Here is a 22,635-nt window from a genome sequence, read left to right as displayed (position 1 = left end):
AGTACATGAAATTTCGTATGAGATATGTCATATATATTCGTTATATTTTTACTTTTACCTTTTTAATAATAAGAATACAAAAACGACTCTTATCACAAGAAAAGAGTCGTTTTCTAACTTTATACTTTTAATACTTTCATGTTAAAAATGCGAAAACTAAAATACTATTTAAGAGCCTTAACTATAACTTTAGTTGCCTCTGCAATGAGTTGATTATCATAGGTTGCCTCTTTCTCATCTTTACTAGATAAAATTGCGATGATAATTGGTGCTCTATTTGGAGGCCAAACGATAGCAATATCATTTCTTGTCCCGTAACTACCAGCACCTGATTTATCTCCAACTACCCATTCAGTTGGTACGCCTGCACGAATAAGTTTGTCCCCTGTAGCATTTCCTTTCATCCACTCTGTAAGAATTTTACGTTTTTCAGCTGGAAGTGCATTTCCGACCGTAAAAGCTTTAAGATTCGTAGCAATAGCTTTCGCTGTACTAGTGTCACGAATGTCTCCTGGAATAGCTTCGTTTAATTCTGTTTCAAAGCGATCAGACATAGTAATCCGATCCCCCATATGCCTAAGCGCTTTTTCATATCCTTTCGGTCCTCCTATTTTATTAAATAAAATGTTCCCTGCAGTATTATCGCTTGAACGAACAGCAGCCTCAGCAATTTCTCCTAGTTTCATTCCAGTATCTACATGTTTCTCTGTAACAGGTGAATAATCCACTAAGTCTTCTTTCGTAAATGTGATTACTTCATTTAATGTATCAATTGAGTTTTGCTGTAGTAATACTCCTGCTGCTAAAGCCTTGTAGGTTGATGCGAAGGCAAATCTTTCGTTAGATCGATAAGAGATTGTTTGATTTGTACCAGTATCAATCGCATATACACCTACTCGAGCATCAAATTTTTTCTCAAGTTGTGAGAACTCTTTATGCGTCGCCTGATTTTTATGTTTCACTTGTCCAGTCTTTTCTTTCGCTTCAACTTGCAGTGACTCTCCTGTAAAAGCTTCTAGGCTTGTAATACTTAAACCTAATATACCAACGCATATTCCTATTTTTAGCATCCTCTTATTTTTCAAAATCATCATTCCTTCCAAATTTTTAGCACCTTTTTATACGTACACATAATAGACAATCACCGAACCAAATTTGTTCCACAAACTAAAAAAATTATAGCTAGTATGAGAGTTATTAACAAAATAAGAGATAGTAGCTACGACGCCTCTATCTCTTATTTCATATTTCATTTTTTTACTTATAAATGGCTTTATATGAACAGGGTCTCTTCCCTGAGAAAAGTACTCTAATTTTGCTTAGAACTACCTGTACTAGTAGCTTCACCATGTATACGTTGCTGTTTCAAATCAAAGTATACATCTAATACTTCCTTTCCAATTATAGAATTAATTCCATTTTTATCATCATGAAGCCATGGAACTACTACGGAAAATGCTACTTCTGGATTATCATATGGAGCATATCCAACTAACGTTAAGTTGTAACATTCCATACGTTCTCCTTTTGCATTTCTACCAATCGGGTCATCTCCACCATATACAGTTTGGGCTGTTCCTGTCTTTCCTGCTGGTTTATATGGCGCGTTTTTGAAATATTTCACGCCAGTTCCATCACCTTCTTGGAATACCCATCTAAACCCTTCTTTTATCCGATCAATATGTTCTTTCTTCATATCAATTCGATTTAATACGACAGGCTCTATGGAACGTATAACTTTGCCAACCTCTTCTTTTATTGATTGTTCTCGTATTTCTTGTACAATTTGAGGTTGCATTCTATAACCACCATTCGCAATCGTTGAAATATATTGCGCTAATTGCAACGGCGTATACGTATCATACTGACCGATAGAAAAATCTAGTAAAAACCCAGGTTGACTATCTACTTTTCTCGTTTGTCCAATTATTTCATTCGGTAAATCAATACCTGTTGGGACACCTAAACCAAATTGCTTGAAATAATAGCGCATCGTATCAAATGCTCCTTGTTTAATATCCAATGAGCCATTTGGTACGTAATTAACTCCCGCAATTTTTAAAGCTGTCTGGAACATGTATACATTCGAAGATACTTGTAAAGCCCGTAAATCATTAATATTACCAAATCCGGATACATTCCACGATTTCTTAGCTTGTGTACCTTTAAATTTCATCGGCGCGTCATAAAATTGATCTCCTGGATGTATTGCCCCTGTCTCATATCCAGTTAATAAAGTAGCACCTTTTACAGCTGACCCTAGCTCATACGAAGTTGTCATGTTTCCTAATGCCAAATCCTCAACCTCTATTTTCCCTTCTTTTTCTACAATCTTTTTGCCTGCCATTGATAAAATTTGTCCGTTATTTGGATTCGTCATGACAACAAAAGCTCGATCGAGCAGTGGCTCTGAACTCTTAAAAGCTCTCAAGTTTTTTTCTATACTTTCTTCCACTTTCTTTTGTAATTCCATATCAATCGTTAATGTTAAACTATTACCACTTTTTCCTTTAGAGATTATTTCTGTGTTAACAATGTTTCCTGATTTATCAGTAATATTTTTTACTTCTTCTTTTGTGCCGTGTAATACATCTTCATATCGTTGTTCAATATAACTTTTTCCAACACGATCATTACGGTTATATCCACGTACTAAATAAGAATCTAAATTTTCTTTCGGTAATCCTTCTTCACTACTCGTAATATTTCCTAATACAGAACGAAATAAATTACCGTTTACATAATTACGTTCCCAATCAACAGTTGCATCTACTCCTGGAAAATTCGCAAGATTTTCGCTTATCCGCGCATACTCTTCATCTGTTACATCTTTTTTAATAATTTGTGGTGTTAGTTGATAACCTGAACTCATTTTACTTTTAATAGCTAACACCTTTAAATCTTGTGCTGTTAATTCTGCTAATTCTACCTCTGTAACCCGACCTCGTCTTAAGTCTTCTATTTTTTTATCTAACTCTTTTCCCTCTATACCCTTTTCTTTAAACTTTTCTATATCTTTCTTAGTAATCTTTGTCTCCGCACGTTTCGAATTCAACTGCATCCAAAAATCTTTTTTATCGATATCTGTTAATTTATTTATATCTTGTTCAGGCATTTCAAGTACTTTCGCCAAGTCTTTTGCTGTTTTTAAAATATCTTCACTCGTAATTCCCTTCACCCTTGTATACGTAATTGTGCGAAGAGATTTATTATTAACAACTGTTTTCCCTTCTCGATCTAAAATTTGTCCACGTGGAACTGGAATACTAGTTATTGCATTTTGACTACTTTCCACTTGGTTCTTATAAGCCTCTCCCTCAACGATTTGTACCTTTCCTAGCTGCATAATAATAGCTGAGAATAGTACAAATATGCAAAGGAACATTATATTTAATCGAATAGATATATATGTCTTCTGCTTCTTGCCTTTTTGTCCTTTCATAAATCCTCCATTTAATCCTTTCAGGAATTGCTACAAATACTAAAAGCATTCCTTATATATTAGATACCGATAATCGGTTATAAATATCGCCTCAATTTTTTGCTTAATCCTTGTAAGCAACCATTCCTTTTCGTTTAGCTACGGAATTAATAACTCTCCCTTCTTGTTTTCTCTCTATTTTTTTTGCCACTTGCATTAGAAGTGCTAAACTGTATAATAACTCTTATTAAACTTACATATAAACTTGCTAGTAAATTTTCATGCTAATTATTCCTTTCTTCATGCTGTAATACTTAATAGACAACCTAAACAATAAAGTTGTTCCACATTTACAAAAAAAATAATTAAATATAAGATGAAATAGGCTACATAAGGGAGGGTTATATGTTACATACAAGAAGATGGAGATTTTTTGCGGTTCTTTCTATTGTAGGTTTGATTTTACTAATTTTATTAAAAATCAACTTCATTTCAATTACTATCGCAACTTCTTCAGCTGAAAGAGGAAAGATTTTTGATAAAAATGGTGTAATGCTAGCTACAAATAAGAAAGTTAAGTCTCTATATTGCACTTCTAATGATGAAAAGCTATCGAAACAAGATACATCAAACACATTAGCTTTTTTTAACCAATTTTCAAGCGAGTTTCAACATGATATTTCTACAGAGAACATAAAATCTCAATTACAACAATCTTGTAAAAAGAAGACTATGAATGATATACCGTTATACTCTGATATAAATGAGAATGAACTTGCATTCATAAACAAAAACAAACCCAATAATGTAATAATTAAAGATGAATGGATTCGATATTACCCTAAACACGAAATTGGTTCACAAGTAATTGGGTATGTAGAAAATGACCTTAAGTCCAAGCATATGGCTGTTGGAAAAAGCGGGATTGAGCTGCAATATGAAAATGATTTAAAAGGAAAACCAGGCAAAACTCTTATTTTTAAATTGAATAATAAAAAGTTCTTATGGAACATTCAAAAAGTACAAAAAGGAAAAGATGTGCGGCTAGCTTTAGACTCTGAGTTGCAGCAAAAGGCAGAAGAAGCATTAAAATCTCAAATTAAGAAAACACCTGATGCTAAAGCTGGTTATGCTATAGTGAGCGATGCAAAAACTGGCGCAATTTTAACTATGGCCAACTCGGTAGCTTTTAATCCAAATATATTAAATACACATGTATCTTCTAGAAAAGAAAACATTAAATCTCTTTCGCAAAATAAAGCAATTCAAAAATTAAAGTATGGTGAATCTTATGTAAATATGGCTTCTACTATAAAACCACTCACTATTTTAATTGGATTAAATGAAAAGCTTTTCCAACCAGAAGATACTTATTTAGATAAAGGTACTTTTCAGTATGATAATCAAAATAACATTACGAATGCGCCTGGAACACCAACAGGGGAGATTACACCGAGGCAGGCTATCATTAATTCATCTAACACATTTATGACAGCAAAAGTAGCTCTGCCCTTATTCAACCAAAATAATGGAAATATAGAAAAAGTGGCACATATATGGACAGATTATTTAATGCAATTCGGCCTACGTTCTAAAACTGGGATTGATTTACCCTTTGAAGAAGACGGACAATATGAATTCCATCCATCTAATAAATTTGAAAATGGGATTTCAGCTTTATTAAATGCCTCTTGGGGAGGAAATGAAGTGCATACTCCTCTTCAACTCGCTCAATATGCAGCAACTTTGGCAAGTAAAGGCGACAAATATAAACCTCAAATCGTAAGTGCGATTATTGGTCAAGATGGTAAGGAAACCAAAAAGTTTAAACCCATTTTAGAAAGTTCAAATCGTTACCCGATGAACTTTTGGAGTGTCGTGCAAGGTGGGATGAGTCAAAATATAGAGGAAATTAAAAAGTTGCCCTTTGACGTCGCAGGTAAAACAGGTATTACAGGTTTTCCAAATGAGCAAGCAAGAATGATAAATCACTCTCTTTTCATTGCGTATGCTCCTACGGAAGATCCACAAATTGCCGTTTCTGTCGTTATCCCTGGTAGTAATTCAGAAAAAAACATTGCCGCTCTCGTTACATCAGAAATTTTAGAGTACTGGAATACTCTTCAAAACGAAAATAAAAATAAAGAGGAAGGTTCACTTTAATGAACCTTCCTCTTTTACCATATAGAATCTATATTTATTATTTTCCATATACCTTCATTATTCTTTTCGAACATAAATGAATATTTAATATCAGTTAAAACGTACTCTTTCTGTACATATCCAGTATTACCGTTAATTGTAGATATTTTTATATATCCATTATTCTGTACTTTTTCTGGAATCCAAGCTTTTACCATTTCATTAGATACTTCATATAAAACTTGTGATTCTCGCTTTGGTTCAGCTAAAATTTTCGTTTTATTTCCAGTAACAGTTGCATATATAAAATGCGCTTGGTTTGGTTGGTTACTTTCTGTCAATCCACTTGGTACTTTATATACTTGCTTTGTATCTTTTGCAAACTCTCCTCCCATTGTAAGGGCGACTTGCAACTCATGAAAGATATCTTCATCAAACTTCAATTCATCCTTCCTATAACTCTTTCCTTTAAATAGAACTTCATCATTTAACGCTTTGTACAAGTTATTTTCATTTTTTGAGTTCGTACTTTGATATAGTTCATTCATAAATTGTTTTAATGATGGATCTTGAGCAGACTCATCTTTTGTTTTAGGCTTAATTTGAGTACTACTTTGTACCGGCGATTTATTATCATCAAGCCAAGGTTGTTGAACAATGAAAAATAACATTGTACAAACCAAAACAACTACAATAGGTAATGCTTTTTTACGAAATGGTCTTTTATGTTTTTCAAAATCCACTTCATTATTTTCATATATAGACTGCTTTATTTTAGAAATAAATTCTTCTTCATCTTTACGATTCTCCATTGGGCCTTTTTTTATTTTTCTATACCAGTCAGGATTTTGTTTATTGTTCATCACTACTACCCTCCCCTATTAATTTTGAAACCTTACTTCTCGCTCTACTTAATCTCGATTTTACAGTTCCAACGGATACTCCTAATGTTTCAGCCATTTCTTCATAAGATAATTCATATTTTGCATCCAATATAATTATTTCACGGTGCTTTTTAGGTAGTTCTAATACCACCTTCCACACATCATTCATTTCTTCTTGCTTAAAAAAATTCTTGTTCTGCTGACAGGGATTGCTTATCGTCACTAAAAAATCCTATTAAAGATATCCTTTTAAAATAGGAGGATTTCAAATAGTTTATTGCCGTATTTCTTGTGATTTTTAAAATCCACGTTTTAATAGATGACTCCTTTCGAAATGAATTCCAATTTTTAAACACCTTTATAAATACATCTTGCGTGATATCATCTGATAAGTGTGGATCTTTCGTAATAATAAATGAATAATTCCATACATCTTGCCAATAGTCTTTTATAACATAGTCCAGCTCATCATGATTACACTTTTCAATAAACGTCTGTTCCATTTCCACACCTCAAACTTATTTGAATAAACATAAAACTGCCCTCACTTTTTTATTATGGTTTCAATATATAGACAAAATACAAGTTTCATTTGTTCCATTGTTTATCTTTTTTCAGGCAGAATAATACTACTAAAAAACAAGTAAAGCATACAATGATAAAAATCCACTCACAATAATCTATTTTTTGAATTTAACGTAACACTCTACTTGTCCATTTCAATTTGCTATTCCCTTCTATTTACCATTAACAATGTCAACTTTTCTAAAATGACAGCAAAAAAGCATTCTCGATTAGAAAGAATGCTTTTTTGAAATTTAATTGTTCTATATTTCCCCCAATCTATATCTTTGAGTTAAGCAAACATGTAATAAATTTAGTGAAAAATTCACCTTATAATTAAGTATTATTTCTGAAATACATGTTTTATTTTTTCACCTGGAACGTTACTTCCTCCTCTTCCTTTTACATCTTCAATCATCATTGTAACAATCATGTCTGGCGCATTTGCATCGAAAGCTGCGAACCATCCCAGTTCTTTTCCGTCTGCTTCTTTCGACTCTTTCAGTTCTGCTGTACCAGTTTTACCAGCAAGCGTCACACCATCAACCTGTGCAATTCTCCCTGCGCCATCAGGGTCATTAATGACTTTAATTAATGTGCTCTTTAATATCTCTTGATTCTTTTTAGAAACCACATTTTCTTTCCAATTCCCTGCTACTTTTGCTTCTTTTAAAAGATGTGGCGACGGAATATTCCCTTCATTCACAATCGGTGCATATGTTAATGCTAAATGAAGTGGTGTCATTAATACTTGTCCTTGTCCATAGCCCGTGTCTGCTAGTTGAATATCGTTTTTTATCCCATCTTTTGCAATGATTGAAATAGGAAGTTCGTATTCGATTGGTAATTTTTCATGAAATCCGTACTTTTTAAATTCATTTACATACTGATCTTTTCCCATTTTCAAAGCTTGTTGAGCAAAATAAATATTATCAGAGTACTTCATTGCCTTATCAAAATCAATTGGACTTGCATCCTTTACACGCGTTACATAGTAATTTCCCCAAGACGAATCTTTTGTCCACTTCAATCCTTGAATTTTAAATTCTTCCTTCGGATTTATTGTGTTTGTTTCCAAACCAATTGCACCTGTGATCGTTTTAAATACGGAACCTGGTACAAATGCTTGTGTAAAGCGATTCGTCATTGGTAGTTTCGAGTCGTTACTCCATGCTTCTCGTTGGGCTTTCGATGCTCCTCTAACTATTATATTTGGATTATAAGCAGGGCTACTTACAAGTGCGATTGTTTCACCCGTTTTAGGATTGACCGCTGCACTAGACCCTGCTTCAGTTTTCATCTCATTAAAGATTTTTTCTTGAATTGCAGCATCAATTGTTAACGTAACATTTTCTCCTTCTTTTGCTTCTTTTTTTGCTACGTTTTTAATCTCTTTCCCCTTCTCATCTTCTATAAATACGCGTCCACCCTTTTCACCACGCAATTTATTTTCTAACACTTTCTCTAAACCGGTCTTACCTACTAAATCATCTGCTTGATAACCTTGTTTTTGAAGTGATTTTAACTCCTCCGCATTCACCTTTCCTATGTATCCAGTTAAGTGTGCCGCTGCTTCACCTAATGGATACGTACGAATATTTACTGGGTGAGATGAAACTCCTTCTAATTCAATATAATCATTCTGTCTGGTTCCCTCTTTTAAAATGCCAATTGGTACAAAGGAGTCTGGTTTTATCCATTTCGCTGTGAGCTTTTGTTCGACCTCTTCTATAGACATATCAAGTAATTGTGCTACTATTTCTTTCGTTTGCGCTGCTGTCTCGCCTAGTTTCTCTGGAATAATTCCAACCTCAGTCGCTTTACCATTCGTTGCAAGCCCTTTTCCATTTCGATCATATATTTCTCCGCGTTTTCCTTGCTCTATTTGCATACGTACTTTGTAATCTTTTTTCATTCCTGGAAAAATGAAGTCTGGCGTCCAATCTATTTTCCAAGACTCTTTATCTTTCACAAGTTTTGCTTCATGGATGAATGAAACTGATCCTACATCGGTATCCATCTTAACTTCAAAAAGAAAAAGCTCTTTATCTTTCGTATTCTCTCCTTTCATTTTAACTTTTAAATTCTTAGCTCCAATCCCCTCATAGATTTTTTGATATTTTTCTGTGAATTCTTTTTTAGAAATTGATTTTTTTGCATGATCTGATAAATGATCATACATATTTGTAAATTTTCTATCATTCCATAAATTGATATATTCTTCAAATGCTTGTTTTGGCGGTTCGTTTTTATTACATCCTACCAACATAACCGCGAAACAAACGAAAAGCAGCATCCATAATTTTTTCAATTCAATCTTCTCCCTTAGTTAAAAATGATGATTCCTTTCTTAATTTATTTAATAAAAAATGTTTTAACGCTTAATAGACAGTGAAAGTAAGGATATTGTTCCATATTTACAAAAAACTAAAAAAGAGTGATAAGAATTCCGTAAATTTGGAATCCTCATCACTCTCGTTTGATATTGTGCAAATCATGAATATGAAATAAGAATTTCTAATTTTTAAAAACAATTTCAATTTTCCGACTAATGGGATAAAAATCATGTATTTGTTCTATTTTTAATAATTCATAAATTCGTTGAAATGTTCGCATCAAATTCATCTGATGTTTTGGTATCTATTTTTCTCCCATCAATTGTCATCTTTATTTTTTGTTTTTGGTTTGCTGTTACTATCCAAGCGTTCGGTAAATAACGATCTTCATGGGATAATGTAGACGGTGAATTTATAACCTTTCCTCCTAAATATAGCGTAGCAGAAGAACCTCCATCCATTGCCATTGCATTTATAGCTCCTTTTTCATATAGAATATCTTGACACTCTTTCAACGTAGCTCCTATACTATGTGTCTGTCTACCGTCAATAACTAGAAACATAATTGTACCATCTTCTTTTTGGGCCATAATACTTCTTGGAGCCGACCCCCAACCGCCGTCTCCTTCTGTAATCATTTTTTCTCCATTTACAATTAACTGTGGCATAAATCCAGCTGCGGAAACGACTTGTTTATCCAACAGTTGTTGGGTAGAATAATTTCCTGTTATCATTTGACCAAACTTTGTTAATCCCGTAATAATTGTAGGGGCATTTCTATCCATATTTGTATCAATAGCTTTCCCATTTTCTATCACAATTCCAGTAGCAACATTTCCTCCACCCCTTCCTGTTTCGTCAGCAAATCCACTTGCATTCACAGCAACAAGTGCATGATTACGTTTTGCCATTACACTAATTTTTTCTCCCCTGTTAGCACCCTGTGTTCCTTGATGGCTAACAAGTTTAACATTGAAAGGATTACTAATTGTTACTAACTTTCCTTCGAAAAGAAAGCGACTATCTTTATTACTTTTAATTGTTTCTACATCAATTTCTAATGGCTGATTTTTTAATTCTTCTAATCTTTTTCCTACTATTTTTTTATAAATATGCTCATCACTGTTTGACCATTTTGGATGATTAATTCTATCTTGCAGTTTATCTAGTTCCTTTTGGGATAGGAATGTATATTTCGCATATTGTGGATGCTGAGAAGTTAATATACTCCCAGCGATTGTTATACGAAGCTCTCGGCCATAGCTAGTACCAAATAGTATTCCTACGCCAATAATCATTAAAATAGAAAATAGAAGCAAAATTCGTTTGAAGATTTTTCTTAGATGTTTCATAGTTTTATCCTCCAGCATTCATTACATTCAATAAATCCATTAAAATATTATTTATCTAAAGACAAAAGTGTTTGATTTCCTCATGCCTGAATTCCCCACTATGTTTTAGCAATTAAGGCAACATACTTATTCCGGATTTCGTTTTTTTAGTGTATATTTATAAATTTAATAACGTTTTTGCAACCATGAAGTAAATTATTAATCCTGTTCCGTCAACAAATGTTGTAATAAATGGACCTGAAACAACTGCAGGATCTAGTTTTAATTTTCTTAGAATTAAAGGTAAAGCAGCTGCTACAAGAGAAGCCCAAATAACAATAAATAATAAAGTAATTGCTACAACTTGCGCAACTTCTGTTCCAACTCCTAACATATAAGCACGAATGAGCCCAGCTATCCCAAGTGCAAGTCCTAGAAGCATACCAATTGCAAATTCTTTTTTCATTACACGGAAAATGTCTTTAAATTTCAACTCTCCAATACCAATTGCACGAGTAATTGTTGCTACAACCTGTGTTCCTGTATTCCCTCCAGTACCTACTAATAATGGAACAAAGAAAGCAAGGGCAACTACAGTTTCAATTTCGTCTTCAAAATACTTTAATACTGTACCTGTATATGCCTCAGCAACAAAAAGAAGTAATAACCATGGTAGACGTTTTAGGAAAATGCTCCAAATACTAGCTTCAAAGTAAGATTGATTCAATGGTTCACTTCCGCCTAACTTTTGAATATCTTCTGTAGCTTCTGCTTCCATAACATTCATTACGTCATCAAATGTTATAATACCAATCATTTTATTATTTGCTGTTGTGACAGGTATTGCTGCTAAATTATAATTCAGTAGCTTTTTTACAACTTCTTGTTGGTCAACTTCAGCGTGTACTGAAATTACCTCTTGCATCATGATAGTAGATAATACCTCTTCATCTGCTGCTAGTAATAACTCATGTATGGAAACGATTCCCTCAAGATAACCATAACTATCAAGAACATAACTATAAGATATTGATTCTACATTTTCAGAGTGTTCCCTAATATGCTTCAATGTCATTTTTACTGACCAATTTCCTCTAACTGCAACAAAATCACTTGTAACAAGACTTCCTGCCGTTTCAGGTTTGAAAGTCATTAATTTTTTTACGTTATGTTTTGTAATTTTATCTAGATAAGCCATTAATTTAGCCTGTTTTTCCGGATGAACCGCTAGAAGTAAATCTACTAATTCATCAATCGGTTGTAAATTTAGTAACTTTTTAGCTTTATTTTCAGATAAGTGAATTAAGATATTATACTTTTCTTCTGCACTCATATATTGAAGAACTTTAGAGCTTTTTAATACAGGAATCGTATTTAGTAATATGACTTGATCTTCAATTGAAAACTGTTTTACTTCTTGCGCAATATCATACGACGGAAGACGTAAAACTTTCTCTGCATCCAAGTTATTTTTGGTTATAAGTAATTCCTTTAATAATTTCTTCATGTTAACTCCTCCTCATATTGCTAAGGGAGACTCTAGAGTTTCATGAGTGGTTTTGTTTTATTTTATCTGTCTTAAATTTTTTATTAGAGCAATAATAGTTACATTGCAATCAATTCATTAGTTAGAATTACCTCCTTTTTGAATATAGACAAGATAAAAATAAATAACATTAAACAGAAAAACCTTTACTCAAAAAGGAGTAAAGGTTTTTTCACAATACAAATAAATGATTATTAAGACAGCTCTGCCGAAATCACAGAGGTGCCTTTCTATCAAATCGTATACCACTCCCTCGTTGAGTTTTAGCACTGTATAGCATAGGTTTTTATAACCAGCTACATTAAGAAGGGCCTTAATCCGACCGTTCCTGTTGACCCATTGGCGTCTCTCGACATTTTTGGGCAGCAGCGTTTCTCTATACAGGAGCCTCACCTAACAAAGTTTATTGAATTACTTCAAAATTTAAACCAGAATTTAATATTTGTCAACTGACTTTCAATTCCATTTATAAAAAAATCTTTTATAGAAAATGAAATTATATTTTATTATAAATTTAAAATTCCCCTTAAAAAACATAGAATTCAAATAGATTTAATTCGAAGAAACGTAATAAAACATATGAAACTTATTGTTTTTAATCAAATTCCAACTTTATAACAAAAGATGAATAATTAGTCATTCTGTATATCAAAAGAACATTCACAAAAAAATCTTCTTTTATGATTAAAATCTTCTTTACTGTTTATCAAATTTATATGGTTAAACTACTTAATCAAACGATACACTACAAGTCAAAAATATGTACTTATACAGAATGATTACAGACATTTTTTCATATCATTTCTCAAAGGACTATAAAGCAAGAAAACAAATAAAATTAGCAATATGGTTGCTTGACAAGCAAAAAAAATATATTTATGCTTGCTACACGAAACAAACACATAAAATTTATATTGCTTAACCTGTTAGGTGAGGCTCCTATGCAAACACAGGCTATTGCCCAAAAATGTCGAAAGACGCCAATGGGTAGAACAGGAATTGTCGGATTAAGGCTCTTCTTAAGATAGCTAAGTAATGAATTTTCATTACTTTACGTTGTATAGTGCCAAAGCTCTACTAGAGGGAAAAAAGCCTTATTTAGTCATGCCATTTTGAATCCCTCTAGTTACATACTAGGGGGATTTTTTGCGTAAAGAACAGGGAATAAGCGATAGAATCTTCCTAAACAAAAGTCATATTTAGTAATTAACGAGAACAAGATTCTATTCATTAGCAAATGTAATATTATGTTTTGTTTTAAATCAGGAGGATATTAAAATGAAAAAAATATTAAAACTCGATTATCTATTGCTCCTTCCTCTATTCATAACATGTACTTTAGGTATTATCATGATGTATAGTGCAAGCTCCATTGTCGCTGTTCAACATTACGGTTATAACAGTAGACATTTTGTTGATTCTCAATTAACAAAGCTACTTTTAGGAACAATAGGATTAATAATTTGTGCTTTACTCCCATATGAAATATGGAAAAAACGAATAGTCTCAATCTGTATTATGGTTGGGGGGATTTTTTTATTAATTATGGTTTTATGGAAAGGAAAAGTGGTAAATAATGCTCAATCATGGATCTTTGGAATACAGCCAGCTGAATTTCTTAAGTTAGGAACAATCCTTGTAACAGCCCGTTTTTTTGCATTGCGACAAGAACAAGCTAAAAATAACTGGAGTGGTATCGGAAAACTTTTATTTTTTTTAGCTACAATTTTTTTTCTTATCTTTAAACAACCAAATTTAGGATCTGCACTTTTAATATTAGGTATAGGTTTTAGCATATTTCTTTGTTCAGGAATAAATATAAATCTACTAATCAAAAGAACTACCATCGGTTCTATTTTATGGTTACCTATTTTATATTATTTGATTCAATATAGTTTATCAGAAGTTCAAAAGACACGTATTACTACGATTTTCAATCCCTTTCTTGATGCGCAAGGAAATGGATACCAGCTTGTAAACTCTTTTATTGCCATGGGCTCTGGAGGAATCACTGGTCGTGGATTTGGAAATAGCATACAAAAAACAGGTTATCTTCCAGAACCACACACTGATTTTATAATGGCAATAGTTTCTGAAGAACTAGGATTTATTGGTGTATTTATTCTATTGGTTGGAGTTTTGACTATAGTACTTCGCTCCTTAAAAATTGCACAATTATGTGTAGATCCATTCGGCAGTTTTATAGCAATTGGTATAGGATGTATGATTGGTATGCAATCAGTTGTAAATTTAGGTGGTATTACGGGACTATTTCCTCTTACAGGTACTCCATTTCCATTTGTAAGTTTTGGTGGAAGTTCTTTAATGGTGAATTTAATAGCAATAGGAATATTGCTTAATATCTCAATTTTCAATAAAATAAGACTTTCTCCTTTTTAAAATTACTATTGTACTATAGTCATTTTTGTTACATTTAGAGAGATTATACAGGCTTTCATAATGATTTGATCAAACTGTAGATTTATTAATTTTAAACGAACATTTAAAATATTTTATAGCATAGAATAGACAGTATACAGTAGACACCACTAATATCTACTAGGTGAATAAAAAGAAGGAGAAAATAAATGACTCTAAATATAAATAGAGTATTCCCACGTAATTGGTATGCTGTGAGTTATGTAAAAGATATAAAAAAGATTCCAGTAAAAAAAAGAGTTGCTGGCAAAGATTTTGTATTATATCGGGATGAAAAAGGCGAAGTTCAGGCTCTATCACCTTACTGCCCTCATCGTGGCGCTGACTTATCACTGGGACAAGTAGTAAATGGTAAACTAGTCTGTCCCTACCATGGTTGGGAGTTCGATAGTTGTGGTACTTGTGTAAGAATTCCATCCCAACCCAATAAACCTATCCCGAAATTTGCTCATACCTTCTCATACCCTGTAAAAGAAAAGATTGGGTTGATTTGGATATACCCTGATAGTGAGGAAAATCCACCTGAATGGCAAACTTTTCATGTAATGGAGAACACTCCTTTTAAACTCTCTTTCTTCCACGCCACTTGGAATGCACACCTTACTCGATCAATCGAATCTGTGCTGGATATTGCTCATCTTGCTTATGTACATAAAAAAACGATTGGTAGAAAAACAAAAGCCGAATCAACCAATTATAAGCTGGAGGGAACACTGGATCAGTTTATATTCTCAAATGGTGATGCTTACCTTGAATACAAATTCCCACATCAGTGGATGCTTCACAGTGGCAAACAGGAGAATGAGTCATTTATTCAGTATATTACGTTTACACCAATTGATGAAGAAGAGACATTAATTATGGGATATACCGGAAGGACATTTTTAAAGTACTTCCCTTTACTAGACCAAATTTTAGCTAAATTTAGTTTAAGAGTACTAAAAGAGGATCAAATTATTGTAGAAAGTCAACATCCTAGACCTATACCAGAAGCTTTAAAAATGGAGGCCCATGTTCATGCAGATATGGCTCAAGTTCAGTTTAGAAAACGTTGGTTTCAGTTTTTACAAAATGGGTCTTGTTTTTCACTTGATTAAAGGCACGTAACGCAGTATTAAATATAGGTGTAGTGATGTTGATAGACGGTGGATGCTACCCCATCGCCATCAAGCTAAAATTTTATAGTACCCCCTGAACCCAATTTTGTACTAACTCGTAACAAAAAATCCCTTCAAAAAAGAAAGGCGCCTATGCACCTTTCTTTTGTAATGCATTCTCACTCTCTTAGCATTCAGAATCCCTTATGAATCACTTTAATGCATCATTGTACGAACCTAATTACCCTTTAGAAAAGTAATAATTTGTCTCCTTACTTTTCAGTAACATATTTCCTCTTATTATTAAAAATAAGTCGTTTCTACTTAATATTTTTACTATAACTCTAACTAGTGCTAACCAAAGGATCATAATAAGCCAAATATAATTTATTAATCACGTTTAAAGTACATAAGTCTGCACTGATTGAAAATGCAGAACCAGCATTAATATCGTTTAGCGTATTTGTAATCCGCTAACGACTTAAATCACCTTATTTCACTCTCTTCGGTAAAGCTGAGCCTGAATGTTCAATTACTGGATGAACATAAACATTAATGTCAGCATTACTAAAATAATTTTCACCTTGATCCCAATTCTTACTTATTTTCTTTCATTCTTTATAATTATTCCGCTTATATACTTCTCCTAATGCTAATGCATCCACCTTATATTTTTTTGAACAAGCTTTATTGATTTTTGAATCCTTTGCTCCATCTCTTTTGAAATATCCTTCGTTAAGCGTTTTTTATCTCCATGCTCAAATGTTTTCAATTATTTTTGTTTCTCCAGATTTATTATAGAATCTTTCATCTAAAATTAGTCTGTTTTACCAGTTAACATAGAATTTGACAGACGAATAAATTCTTCTTTTCGATTTAAAAAAATGTATGTGCAATAAGAGTTATGTTTAACATTAACAAAACACTTAATATAACCAATAAAACCATACACCCAAAATTTACTTCTTCATTGAAAAAACAACATTTTTAGCTAGATATAGTAAGTTATTTTAGGATGAAAAATTTAAAATATCTATCTTTATATACAGTTCAATATATTACTACAATTTTAACAAAGGACCACAAGCAATTGTAAAAGAGAAAATGAAAAAACAACTTAAGTTTTACCCTATACAATCATTAAAATATATTAAATTTATTGTTGTATTAATTACCAATAAGAATTTCATAAAGAAAGCACAGACTTATTAAGACACATATTTATCTAACCTACATAAAATAAAGATGTACAATTGCCTACTTTATGAATTTTTTATAATGATATATAGAAAGGATTCATTAAGTTATGTTTGTTGGGAAATAACATTTATATTTCCTCTAAAATAAACAGGGTACAAATTACACATATCAGCCTGTTTATTTTAGAGGAAAGTTGTTTATAAGTAGTTCTTTTCTTTAAAAGAAGGAACTACATTTTTTAAATTAAATTTCTAAATGGATAAATTTAGCACGGGAAAGGGATTGAACTTATGTCTAATTTAAATTTCATTTCTGATCAATTTGCTGCAATTCTTAAAGGAAAGAGTAAAATAAATCAAGGTGGTTGTTCGGTGTCTTTTCACCGCAATTTTAAGGTCCTGGTTCAAGGAAAACCAAGTGCCTATGTAGTTCCCGTCGGAGTAAGTTTTGAATCGTTGGATCAAAATGGCAATGCATTAAATTTAGGAGAAATCGCGGTTCTACAAGAAGAGATCCCTGCATTTATGAAATCAATTGTACAACAAGGAATTATTGTCAGTGCTTTACATAATCACTGGTTATACATGAATCCCTTAATTATGTATATTCATATCCAATCGGTAGAGCATCCGTTACATTTTGCAAGAAAATTGGCAAATTCATTTTTATCGTTAAGCAGCTATCCTGTTACTAATATCGAAGGGCAATAATTTATCTACAATCATAGATATGATAATAATATGTACCAGACTCCATGCACGTTGCGCTTGTATAAATAGTATTATCTAATGTATCTTCTTCCGTTATTACTCCTCCTTTTGGAACCTCACAATTTTACAAAATACGAAAAATGACCGATATACCCTCTTCTTCGTTATCTATACCCTGAATATTTTATTTACCATACGCTGCTCGTATAAACCTTGATGGTGGGGTGAAATCTCCATTAAGTCCCATTGAACCTGAACCTTGTCCAAAAGTACTTAATGGTATATCCCCCTCGCATGGCTGCGATTTAAGACCTATATATTGTCTTGAATTTTGTAAATGCCAATTAAACTCAGGACTATTAGTCACTACTCCTTGTCGATTCTAATACAATAGATTCACCCCATTTATCCGATAAAATCCAATGTAATGGTGGAGTAACTCCTAAAGCAGGTAATGGTACCTCCCAAAAGGAAATACTAGCTACAAATTTCTTTAACTCTTCAACAGATTTGAATTGTGTCTTTCGAAACCAGAAGAAAAGCCAATAGATTTCTGAAAACTGGGCGTATGATTTGATATTGTAAAGCCCTCAGGCATCAATTTGTTCATCACCTATCATCATGTATCCCTTGGTTGAAACCATCAGCTTTTCTGTACCTCTTCCCAGTCGATAGCTCGAAAAGTTATGAGTGTTGAGCTCAACTTAACGACGACGAGAGCTGCTCCCCAATTAGTGATGAAACCCATTATCACATTTCGTATCATGTGGCATAGGTCCATCCAAGGAATCCAGAAAGGCAACGGCCTGTTTGAGGTTCCTCAAAAATAAATGCGCGAGATCCATAGAAAACCCGTTTCGAACCACAACGCGCATAATCGTCACTGCTTCTAGGTCTGGAGGCAATGGATATGCGGGTACTTGCCAGCCGAACACACGCAATTGTCGAGATAAATCATAAAGGTTCCAGTTTAATGTGTAACCTTTTTTCAGTTGCCAAGCGAAAACCGGAATATCCGAACCATCGGACAAAAGTTCGAACGGTTCCATCTCCTGAATTGCCTTGCTAAGAAAAAGAGCGACCTTCTGAGAAGCCCTTTGGACATCATAGTACCCACTTTTCCCCAAACGCAGGTAATTGTAATATTGTAGGAGCACTTGTGCGCCAGGACGTGAAAAATTCAGGGCAAAAGTCGGCATGTTTCCGCCTAAATAGGAGACGCGGAAGATTAAATCATCGGGGAGATCATCAGCTTCCCACCAAATTATCCAACCCAAGCCAGGATAGACTAATCCATATTTATGTCCCGATACATTGATGGACTTCACCCTCGGCAACTGAAAATCCCAGACTAAATCTGGTTGAAGAAACGGTGCTATAAATCCGCCCGAAGCCGCATCTACATGCATAGGAATGTCGATTCCCGTCCTCTCCTGTAAATCGTCCAACGCTTTTGCAATGGCGGCAACCGGTTCGTAAAGTCCGGTATAAGTCTCACCGAGAATCGGTACCACACCAATCGTATTTTCATCCACGGCTGCAAGGACCCCTTGAGGATCTAATCGGGGATGCTCAGGGCTAACCTTCACATAGCGTGGTTCAACCTCCCAATAGTTCGCAAATTTTTCCCAAACGACTTGAACAGCAGAACTAAACACAATATTAGGCCGATCCACCGGCTTACCCTCTCTTTTTCGTGCATTTTGCCAGCGTCTCTTTAACGCAAGCCCCCCGAGCATACAGGCTTCCGACGATCCAGTTGTTGAAACGCCCATAGTTGTAAGGGGGCTGGGGGAATGCCAGAGGTTGGCTAAAATGCGGACACACCGCTCCTCAATTTCAGCTGTCTGTGGATATTCGTCCTTATCAATTATGTTCTTATCAAATGATTTAGCATATAAGTGCTCTGCGGTAGGTTCCATCCATGTACTAACGAATGTTGCAAGATTCAAGCGTGCATTGCCATCAAGAGTCATTTCATCATGGACGATTTGATACGCTGTTTCTGGTAACATGCCTTCATCAGGCATGTGAAAGCGCGGAACGACTGATTCTCCTTTGCGGGCAAAAAGAGGATTTATAGAAAATTCGGGAGGCAGCTCCATTTGCACGTGACGCGGTAGATATTGTGGATTATCTGGCATAACCTCTTTTCCTTCATATGTATCGTTTTGCACTTCTTCTTTTCGATCCTGCGGCATACTAGTCCCCCTTAATTAATGGTTTAACAAATATATTATTTACAAAAAAACATTTGCTAAACCAAGGGACAATTCTAATAAAAGGTGATGCCATCATTCAAAATAAAGGAGTATAGTTTTTGATTATAAAATAGAAATCGATTTATATTTTAATGAAAATATTGAATATTTTTAATATAATTATTGAGTTATGTATTTATAGAAACTTAAGGGGTATGATTATGGAGTTTATTACTTTTAAAGTAATTTGTATCTTTTTATTTTTAATGCTTATGACTTCTATAGAAGTTTTAGGATATGGAGTTCAACTTGTTGGAGCGAAATTAGCTTTAGTTGCATCGGCTTTTGCTAAATATAATATTATGTCTTTAATTGCTCGATTTTCTAATATGTTTCAACAACCATTTACTGTTTCTTTAGTTGATAGTACAGCAAAAAATGGTAGATTAGAATTACTAATTAAACAATTAGATTTTTGTTATTAGGTTCTACTATGGGAGTAATACTTGGAGGGATTATTAGTACCATTTTTTATGAAAGTTCTTTCTAAAGCGCTAATACCATTGTCAAAAGATGGTTCGTTTTTAAACATGTTCAAATTAATATGTTCACAAAAGAATTGATGCAACGTTAAAAAGAATGAGCCCGGTACAATACCGGACTTATATTCATACAACCGCTGTATTTTTCTGTTTAACTGTTGGGATTCAGTTCATAATGAAACATATTTTTACATAAAAGACTTTCGTATATAAATTTTTCAAATGATTTATTAGCGAATTGTTGACCAATATCACTTTTTTGAGTGAGTAATTTTTTAGATTGATAATGTAATGAATTTTTTTCGTTTCTTTTATGTAAAATATTCTAGTTTTGCATTAGGAAAGAACTGTTTCATATAGGAATACAGATAGTTTTTTATATCCTCTTCTTCTTCTTTTTGATAAATGTATTTTCCGATTCCATATTTCCCCCATTTATACCTTCTTTTCTCTTCATCTAATTCTAGTTTTGTCATCGGGTAGTTTTTTTCAATTACTCTCTTAGCTGGCTTTGTAAAACGATGTTGAATAAATTCAAATGTAATATCATCCCGTGCATCAAGAGGTAATTCAGCATTTAGGCGTTCAAACATATGATAGTATCCTTCCTTCCAGCCTTCATGCAGGTAAATAGGAGCTACAATGAAACCAAGAGGATATCCAGCTCTAGCTACTTTTCCTGCTGCCTCAATTCGTTTAGCTAAGGGAGAAGTTCCTGGTTCAAAGTTTTTAATCACATAATCAGCGTTTACACTAAAGCGAAATCTTGTTTTTCCATTATGTTTAGCATCAAGTAAATGATCTACATGGTGGAATTTCGTAACAAATCTCAATTTCCCATATTCAGATTCTCCAAAATGCTCAATGGCCCGTTTAAGGGTATGCGTTAAATAATCGATTCCTACAATATCTGAAGTACACGACGCTTCAAATCTTGTTACTTCAGGTGCACGCTCTTTCATGTATTTATCAGCAGCATCTAAAATTTCTTCAACATTTACATACGTTCGTATATAAGGCTTACTTCCCATCGTTGTTTGTAAATAACAATAATGACAATGTCCCATACATCCCGTTGCAAAAGGAATTGCATACTCTGCTGAAGGCTTGGAAGTATCGAATTTCAGTGTTTTTCTAACACCAACAACCAGCGTGGATTTTGCTACTCGATACTTTTGAAAATCGTTATCCCCTGGCAAATCTCTTACTTGATTATGGGAAGTAGTATGTCGAATTTCAACATCCATCTTTGAAAACTTCTCAAACAGCTCTTTCCCCAAAGGATAATCTAATGCTTTCGGTTCAAAATATACGAGCTTAGGCATAAATGGCTTATTCATTCTAACATCCCCTCTGAAATATCACCATAATAGTAAGTGTAAGCTTGGTTTGCTTCATCTTCGGTAGCATATATAGCCATCTCATTTGTTAGTGGATAATACGTTTCGTAAAGAAATAGTGCTAATTCATTAGGTCTTTCAGGATTATTTACAACTGCTGCAGCTTGTATGTTAGCTACGTCTTGAGTATGAGGATTTCGGTAAAAAATATAAACAATGTCACCAGCATGATACGTATTACTTTCAGAAGAAAATTCCATTCCATCACCATCTCATTTCATAAAATTCAATGCTCACAGTTTTACTTTCTAATTTTCTTGTAGTGTAACTATTTAATTACATTGATAATGATTACGTCATACAAACATATTTTGAAAAATGAATAATAAATGTACTCCCAAAAAGGCAAGCATATATCAATGCTTGCCTTTCGTTCTAACGACGATGTTCAACAAGATCGATTACACCTAAAACGACGTGTGCTAAACCAAAACCAAATACTGTATTTGCAATCATTTTATTAGTTCCACGAGTTTGTTTAAGAGCATAACCTGCTGCTGTCACTGCTGTACCTAAAGCTGTTGGAATTAATCCTTCACGAATGTCCACAGTGATGCCTCCTTGTTTCGTAGTTAGTAAATTTGTTTTAATGACTCGAAGTAAAGTATTAAAACAAGTATTAGTATTTTTCTTTTTAATAAAATTATGTGAAATTTTTATGAATAATATTTTAAATCCATAACAGCTATAAAGATTGAAAAAATTATTAATTAACAAATAAGAAAATATCTTCAAAACGTATTTTTATATGAAAATTTTATACCTCAGACAAAAAAATCTTTGCGAAAATTCTCTCCATAAAAAGTGCTCCTAAATTTATAT

Annotated in this window: 15 protein-coding genes, 4 pseudogenes and 2 riboswitches; of the genes and pseudogenes, 5 read left to right on the top strand and 14 right to left on the bottom strand. The window is 33.3% G+C overall.

All coding sequences use genetic code 11. The features are described 5' to 3' along the window. Positions 1-164 precede the first annotated feature (164 nt). Positions 165-1,091, bottom strand: a complete 927-nt coding sequence (gene bla, locus HMPREF1014_RS12390; RefSeq protein ID WP_009326957.1) for a class A beta-lactamase Bla1 — start codon at positions 1,089-1,091, stop codon at positions 165-167. 218 nt (positions 1,092-1,309) lie between these two features. Beyond that, positions 1,310-3,442, bottom strand: a complete 2,133-nt coding sequence (locus tag HMPREF1014_RS12385; protein ID WP_000678284.1) for a peptidoglycan D,D-transpeptidase FtsI family protein — start codon at positions 3,440-3,442, stop codon at positions 1,310-1,312. Between the two features lie 384 nt (positions 3,443-3,826). On the opposite strand from HMPREF1014_RS12385, the gene HMPREF1014_RS12380 reads away from it, so the two are divergent. Continuing rightward, positions 3,827-5,584 carry a peptidoglycan D,D-transpeptidase FtsI family protein gene (locus HMPREF1014_RS12380; RefSeq protein WP_000903423.1) on the top strand — a complete coding sequence of 586 codons (1,758 nt, stop codon included), beginning with the start codon at positions 3,827-3,829 and terminating at the stop codon, positions 5,582-5,584. Between the two features lie 14 nt (positions 5,585-5,598). Here HMPREF1014_RS12380 and HMPREF1014_RS12375 read toward each other — a convergent pair whose 3' ends face one another. From HMPREF1014_RS12375 to mgtE, 5 genes and pseudogenes are all read right to left on the bottom strand, one after another. Further along, entirely contained in the window at positions 5,599-6,426 is an 828-nt protein-coding gene (locus HMPREF1014_RS12375) for an SH3 domain-containing protein (protein WP_001060751.1), read from the bottom strand. Continuing rightward, positions 6,416-6,950: pseudogene (locus HMPREF1014_RS12370) on the bottom strand (RNA polymerase sigma factor). Before HMPREF1014_RS12370 ends, HMPREF1014_RS12375 begins: the two are co-directional and overlap by 11 nt. A 404-nt stretch (positions 6,951-7,354) precedes the next feature. Then, on the bottom strand, positions 7,355-9,322 hold the full coding sequence (locus tag HMPREF1014_RS12365) for a penicillin-binding transpeptidase domain-containing protein (RefSeq protein WP_000737769.1): 1,968 nt from the start codon (positions 9,320-9,322) through the stop codon (positions 7,355-7,357). Positions 9,323-9,601: 279 nt separating this feature from the next. Beyond that, entirely contained in the window at positions 9,602-10,699 is a 1,098-nt protein-coding gene (locus HMPREF1014_RS12360) for a phosphodiester glycosidase family protein (protein WP_000681824.1), read from the bottom strand. 157 nt (positions 10,700-10,856) lie between these two features. Beyond that, complete coding sequence (gene mgtE, locus HMPREF1014_RS12355) at positions 10,857-12,185, bottom strand: magnesium transporter (RefSeq protein ID WP_000734821.1); 1,329 nt, start codon at positions 12,183-12,185, stop codon at positions 10,857-10,859. 281 nt (positions 12,186-12,466) lie between these two features. After that, positions 12,467-12,632: riboswitch (M-box (ykoK) riboswitch) on the bottom strand. Between the two features lie 507 nt (positions 12,633-13,139). Continuing rightward, a riboswitch (M-box (ykoK) riboswitch) is annotated at positions 13,140-13,316 on the top strand. Positions 13,317-13,502: 186 nt separating this feature from the next. Here mgtE and HMPREF1014_RS12350 point away from each other — a divergent pair. Together HMPREF1014_RS12350 and HMPREF1014_RS12345 are read left to right on the top strand one after the other, a co-directional pair. Continuing rightward, positions 13,503-14,624, top strand: coding sequence for an FtsW/RodA/SpoVE family cell cycle protein (locus tag HMPREF1014_RS12350; protein ID WP_000722116.1), 1,122 nt, complete (start codon positions 13,503-13,505; stop codon positions 14,622-14,624). 188 nt (positions 14,625-14,812) lie between these two features. Beyond that, the gene (locus HMPREF1014_RS12345) at positions 14,813-15,760 is read left to right on the top strand and encodes a Rieske 2Fe-2S domain-containing protein (RefSeq protein WP_000174200.1); all 948 of its coding nucleotides are present in this window, start codon (positions 14,813-14,815) and stop codon (positions 15,758-15,760) included. Between the two features lie 241 nt (positions 15,761-16,001). Here the strand turns inward: HMPREF1014_RS12345 and HMPREF1014_RS31230 are convergent. Beyond that, positions 16,002-16,070: pseudogene (locus HMPREF1014_RS31230) on the bottom strand (HXXEE domain-containing protein); the annotation flags it as partial. A 181-nt stretch (positions 16,071-16,251) separates the two neighbouring features. Beyond that, positions 16,252-16,511, bottom strand: a pseudogene (locus HMPREF1014_RS29950) (Ger(x)C family spore germination C-terminal domain-containing protein); the annotation flags it as partial. A 739-nt stretch (positions 16,512-17,250) separates the two neighbouring features. On the opposite strand from HMPREF1014_RS29950, the gene HMPREF1014_RS12335 reads away from it, so the two are divergent. Then, entirely contained in the window at positions 17,251-17,670 is a 420-nt protein-coding gene (locus HMPREF1014_RS12335) for a DUF1259 domain-containing protein (RefSeq protein ID WP_000067577.1), read from the top strand. A gap of 4 nt (positions 17,671-17,674) precedes the next feature. Here HMPREF1014_RS12335 and HMPREF1014_RS32100 read toward each other — a convergent pair. Next, a pseudogene (locus tag HMPREF1014_RS32100) lies at positions 17,675-18,191 on the bottom strand (linear amide C-N hydrolase); the annotation flags it as partial. A 210-nt stretch (positions 18,192-18,401) separates the two neighbouring features. Further along, positions 18,402-19,871, bottom strand: coding sequence for a glutamate decarboxylase (gad, locus tag HMPREF1014_RS12325; RefSeq protein WP_001135432.1), 1,470 nt, complete (start codon positions 19,869-19,871; stop codon positions 18,402-18,404). Positions 19,872-20,092: 221 nt separating this feature from the next. Between gad and HMPREF1014_RS12320 the strand changes: the two genes are divergently transcribed. Next, entirely contained in the window at positions 20,093-20,356 is a 264-nt protein-coding gene (locus HMPREF1014_RS12320) for a lipid II flippase family protein (RefSeq protein WP_000394421.1), read from the top strand. A gap of 368 nt (positions 20,357-20,724) precedes the next feature. Here the strand turns inward: HMPREF1014_RS12320 and splB are convergent, their stop codons facing one another. The 3 genes from splB to HMPREF1014_RS12305 all read right to left on the bottom strand — a co-directional run bounded on the left by splB (position 20,725) and on the right by HMPREF1014_RS12305 (position 22,362). Beyond that, positions 20,725-21,753, bottom strand: a complete 1,029-nt coding sequence (gene splB, locus HMPREF1014_RS12315) for a spore photoproduct lyase (protein ID WP_001039638.1) — start codon at positions 21,751-21,753, stop codon at positions 20,725-20,727. Continuing rightward, on the bottom strand, positions 21,750-22,013 hold the full coding sequence (locus HMPREF1014_RS12310) for a transcriptional regulator SplA (protein ID WP_000396091.1): 264 nt from the start codon (positions 22,011-22,013) through the stop codon (positions 21,750-21,752). Before HMPREF1014_RS12310 ends, splB begins: the two co-directional genes overlap by 4 nt. Positions 22,014-22,188: 175 nt before the next feature. After that, positions 22,189-22,362 (bottom strand): hypothetical protein, encoded by a 174-nt coding sequence (locus tag HMPREF1014_RS12305; protein WP_000354585.1) that lies wholly within the window; start codon positions 22,360-22,362, stop codon positions 22,189-22,191. Positions 22,363-22,635 lie beyond the last annotated feature (273 nt).

Source organism: Bacillus sp. 7_6_55CFAA_CT2, from assembly GCF_000238655.1.
GTDB classification, from domain to species: Bacteria; Bacillota; Bacilli; order Bacillales; family Bacillaceae_G; genus Bacillus_A; species Bacillus_A cereus.
This window is presented reverse-complemented; position numbering and strand designations above follow the sequence as displayed.

Coding starts and splice junctions, on each gene's coding strand:
- bla (WP_009326957.1), bottom strand. CDS start 1,091: ATGATTTTGAAAAATAAGAGGATGCTAAAAATAGGAATATGCGTTGGT.
- HMPREF1014_RS12385 (WP_000678284.1), bottom strand. CDS start 3,442: ATGAAAGGACAAAAAGGCAAGAAGCAGAAGACATATATATCTATTCGA.
- HMPREF1014_RS12380 (WP_000903423.1), top strand. CDS start 3,827: ATGTTACATACAAGAAGATGGAGATTTTTTGCGGTTCTTTCTATTGTA.
- HMPREF1014_RS12375 (WP_001060751.1), bottom strand. CDS start 6,426: ATGAACAATAAACAAAATCCTGACTGGTATAGAAAAATAAAAAAAGGC.
- HMPREF1014_RS12360 (WP_000681824.1), bottom strand. CDS start 10,699: ATGAAACATCTAAGAAAAATCTTCAAACGAATTTTGCTTCTATTTTCT.
- mgtE (WP_000734821.1), bottom strand. CDS start 12,185: ATGAAGAAATTATTAAAGGAATTACTTATAACCAAAAATAACTTGGAT.
- HMPREF1014_RS12350 (WP_000722116.1), top strand. CDS start 13,503: ATGAAAAAAATATTAAAACTCGATTATCTATTGCTCCTTCCTCTATTC.
- HMPREF1014_RS12345 (WP_000174200.1), top strand. CDS start 14,813: ATGACTCTAAATATAAATAGAGTATTCCCACGTAATTGGTATGCTGTG.
- HMPREF1014_RS12335 (WP_000067577.1), top strand. CDS start 17,251: ATGTCTAATTTAAATTTCATTTCTGATCAATTTGCTGCAATTCTTAAA.
- gad (WP_001135432.1), bottom strand. CDS start 19,871: ATGCCGCAGGATCGAAAAGAAGAAGTGCAAAACGATACATATGAAGGA.
- HMPREF1014_RS12320 (WP_000394421.1), top strand. CDS start 20,093: ATGGAGTTTATTACTTTTAAAGTAATTTGTATCTTTTTATTTTTAATG.
- splB (WP_001039638.1), bottom strand. CDS start 21,753: ATGAATAAGCCATTTATGCCTAAGCTCGTATATTTTGAACCGAAAGCA.
- HMPREF1014_RS12310 (WP_000396091.1), bottom strand. CDS start 22,013: ATGGAATTTTCTTCTGAAAGTAATACGTATCATGCTGGTGACATTGTT.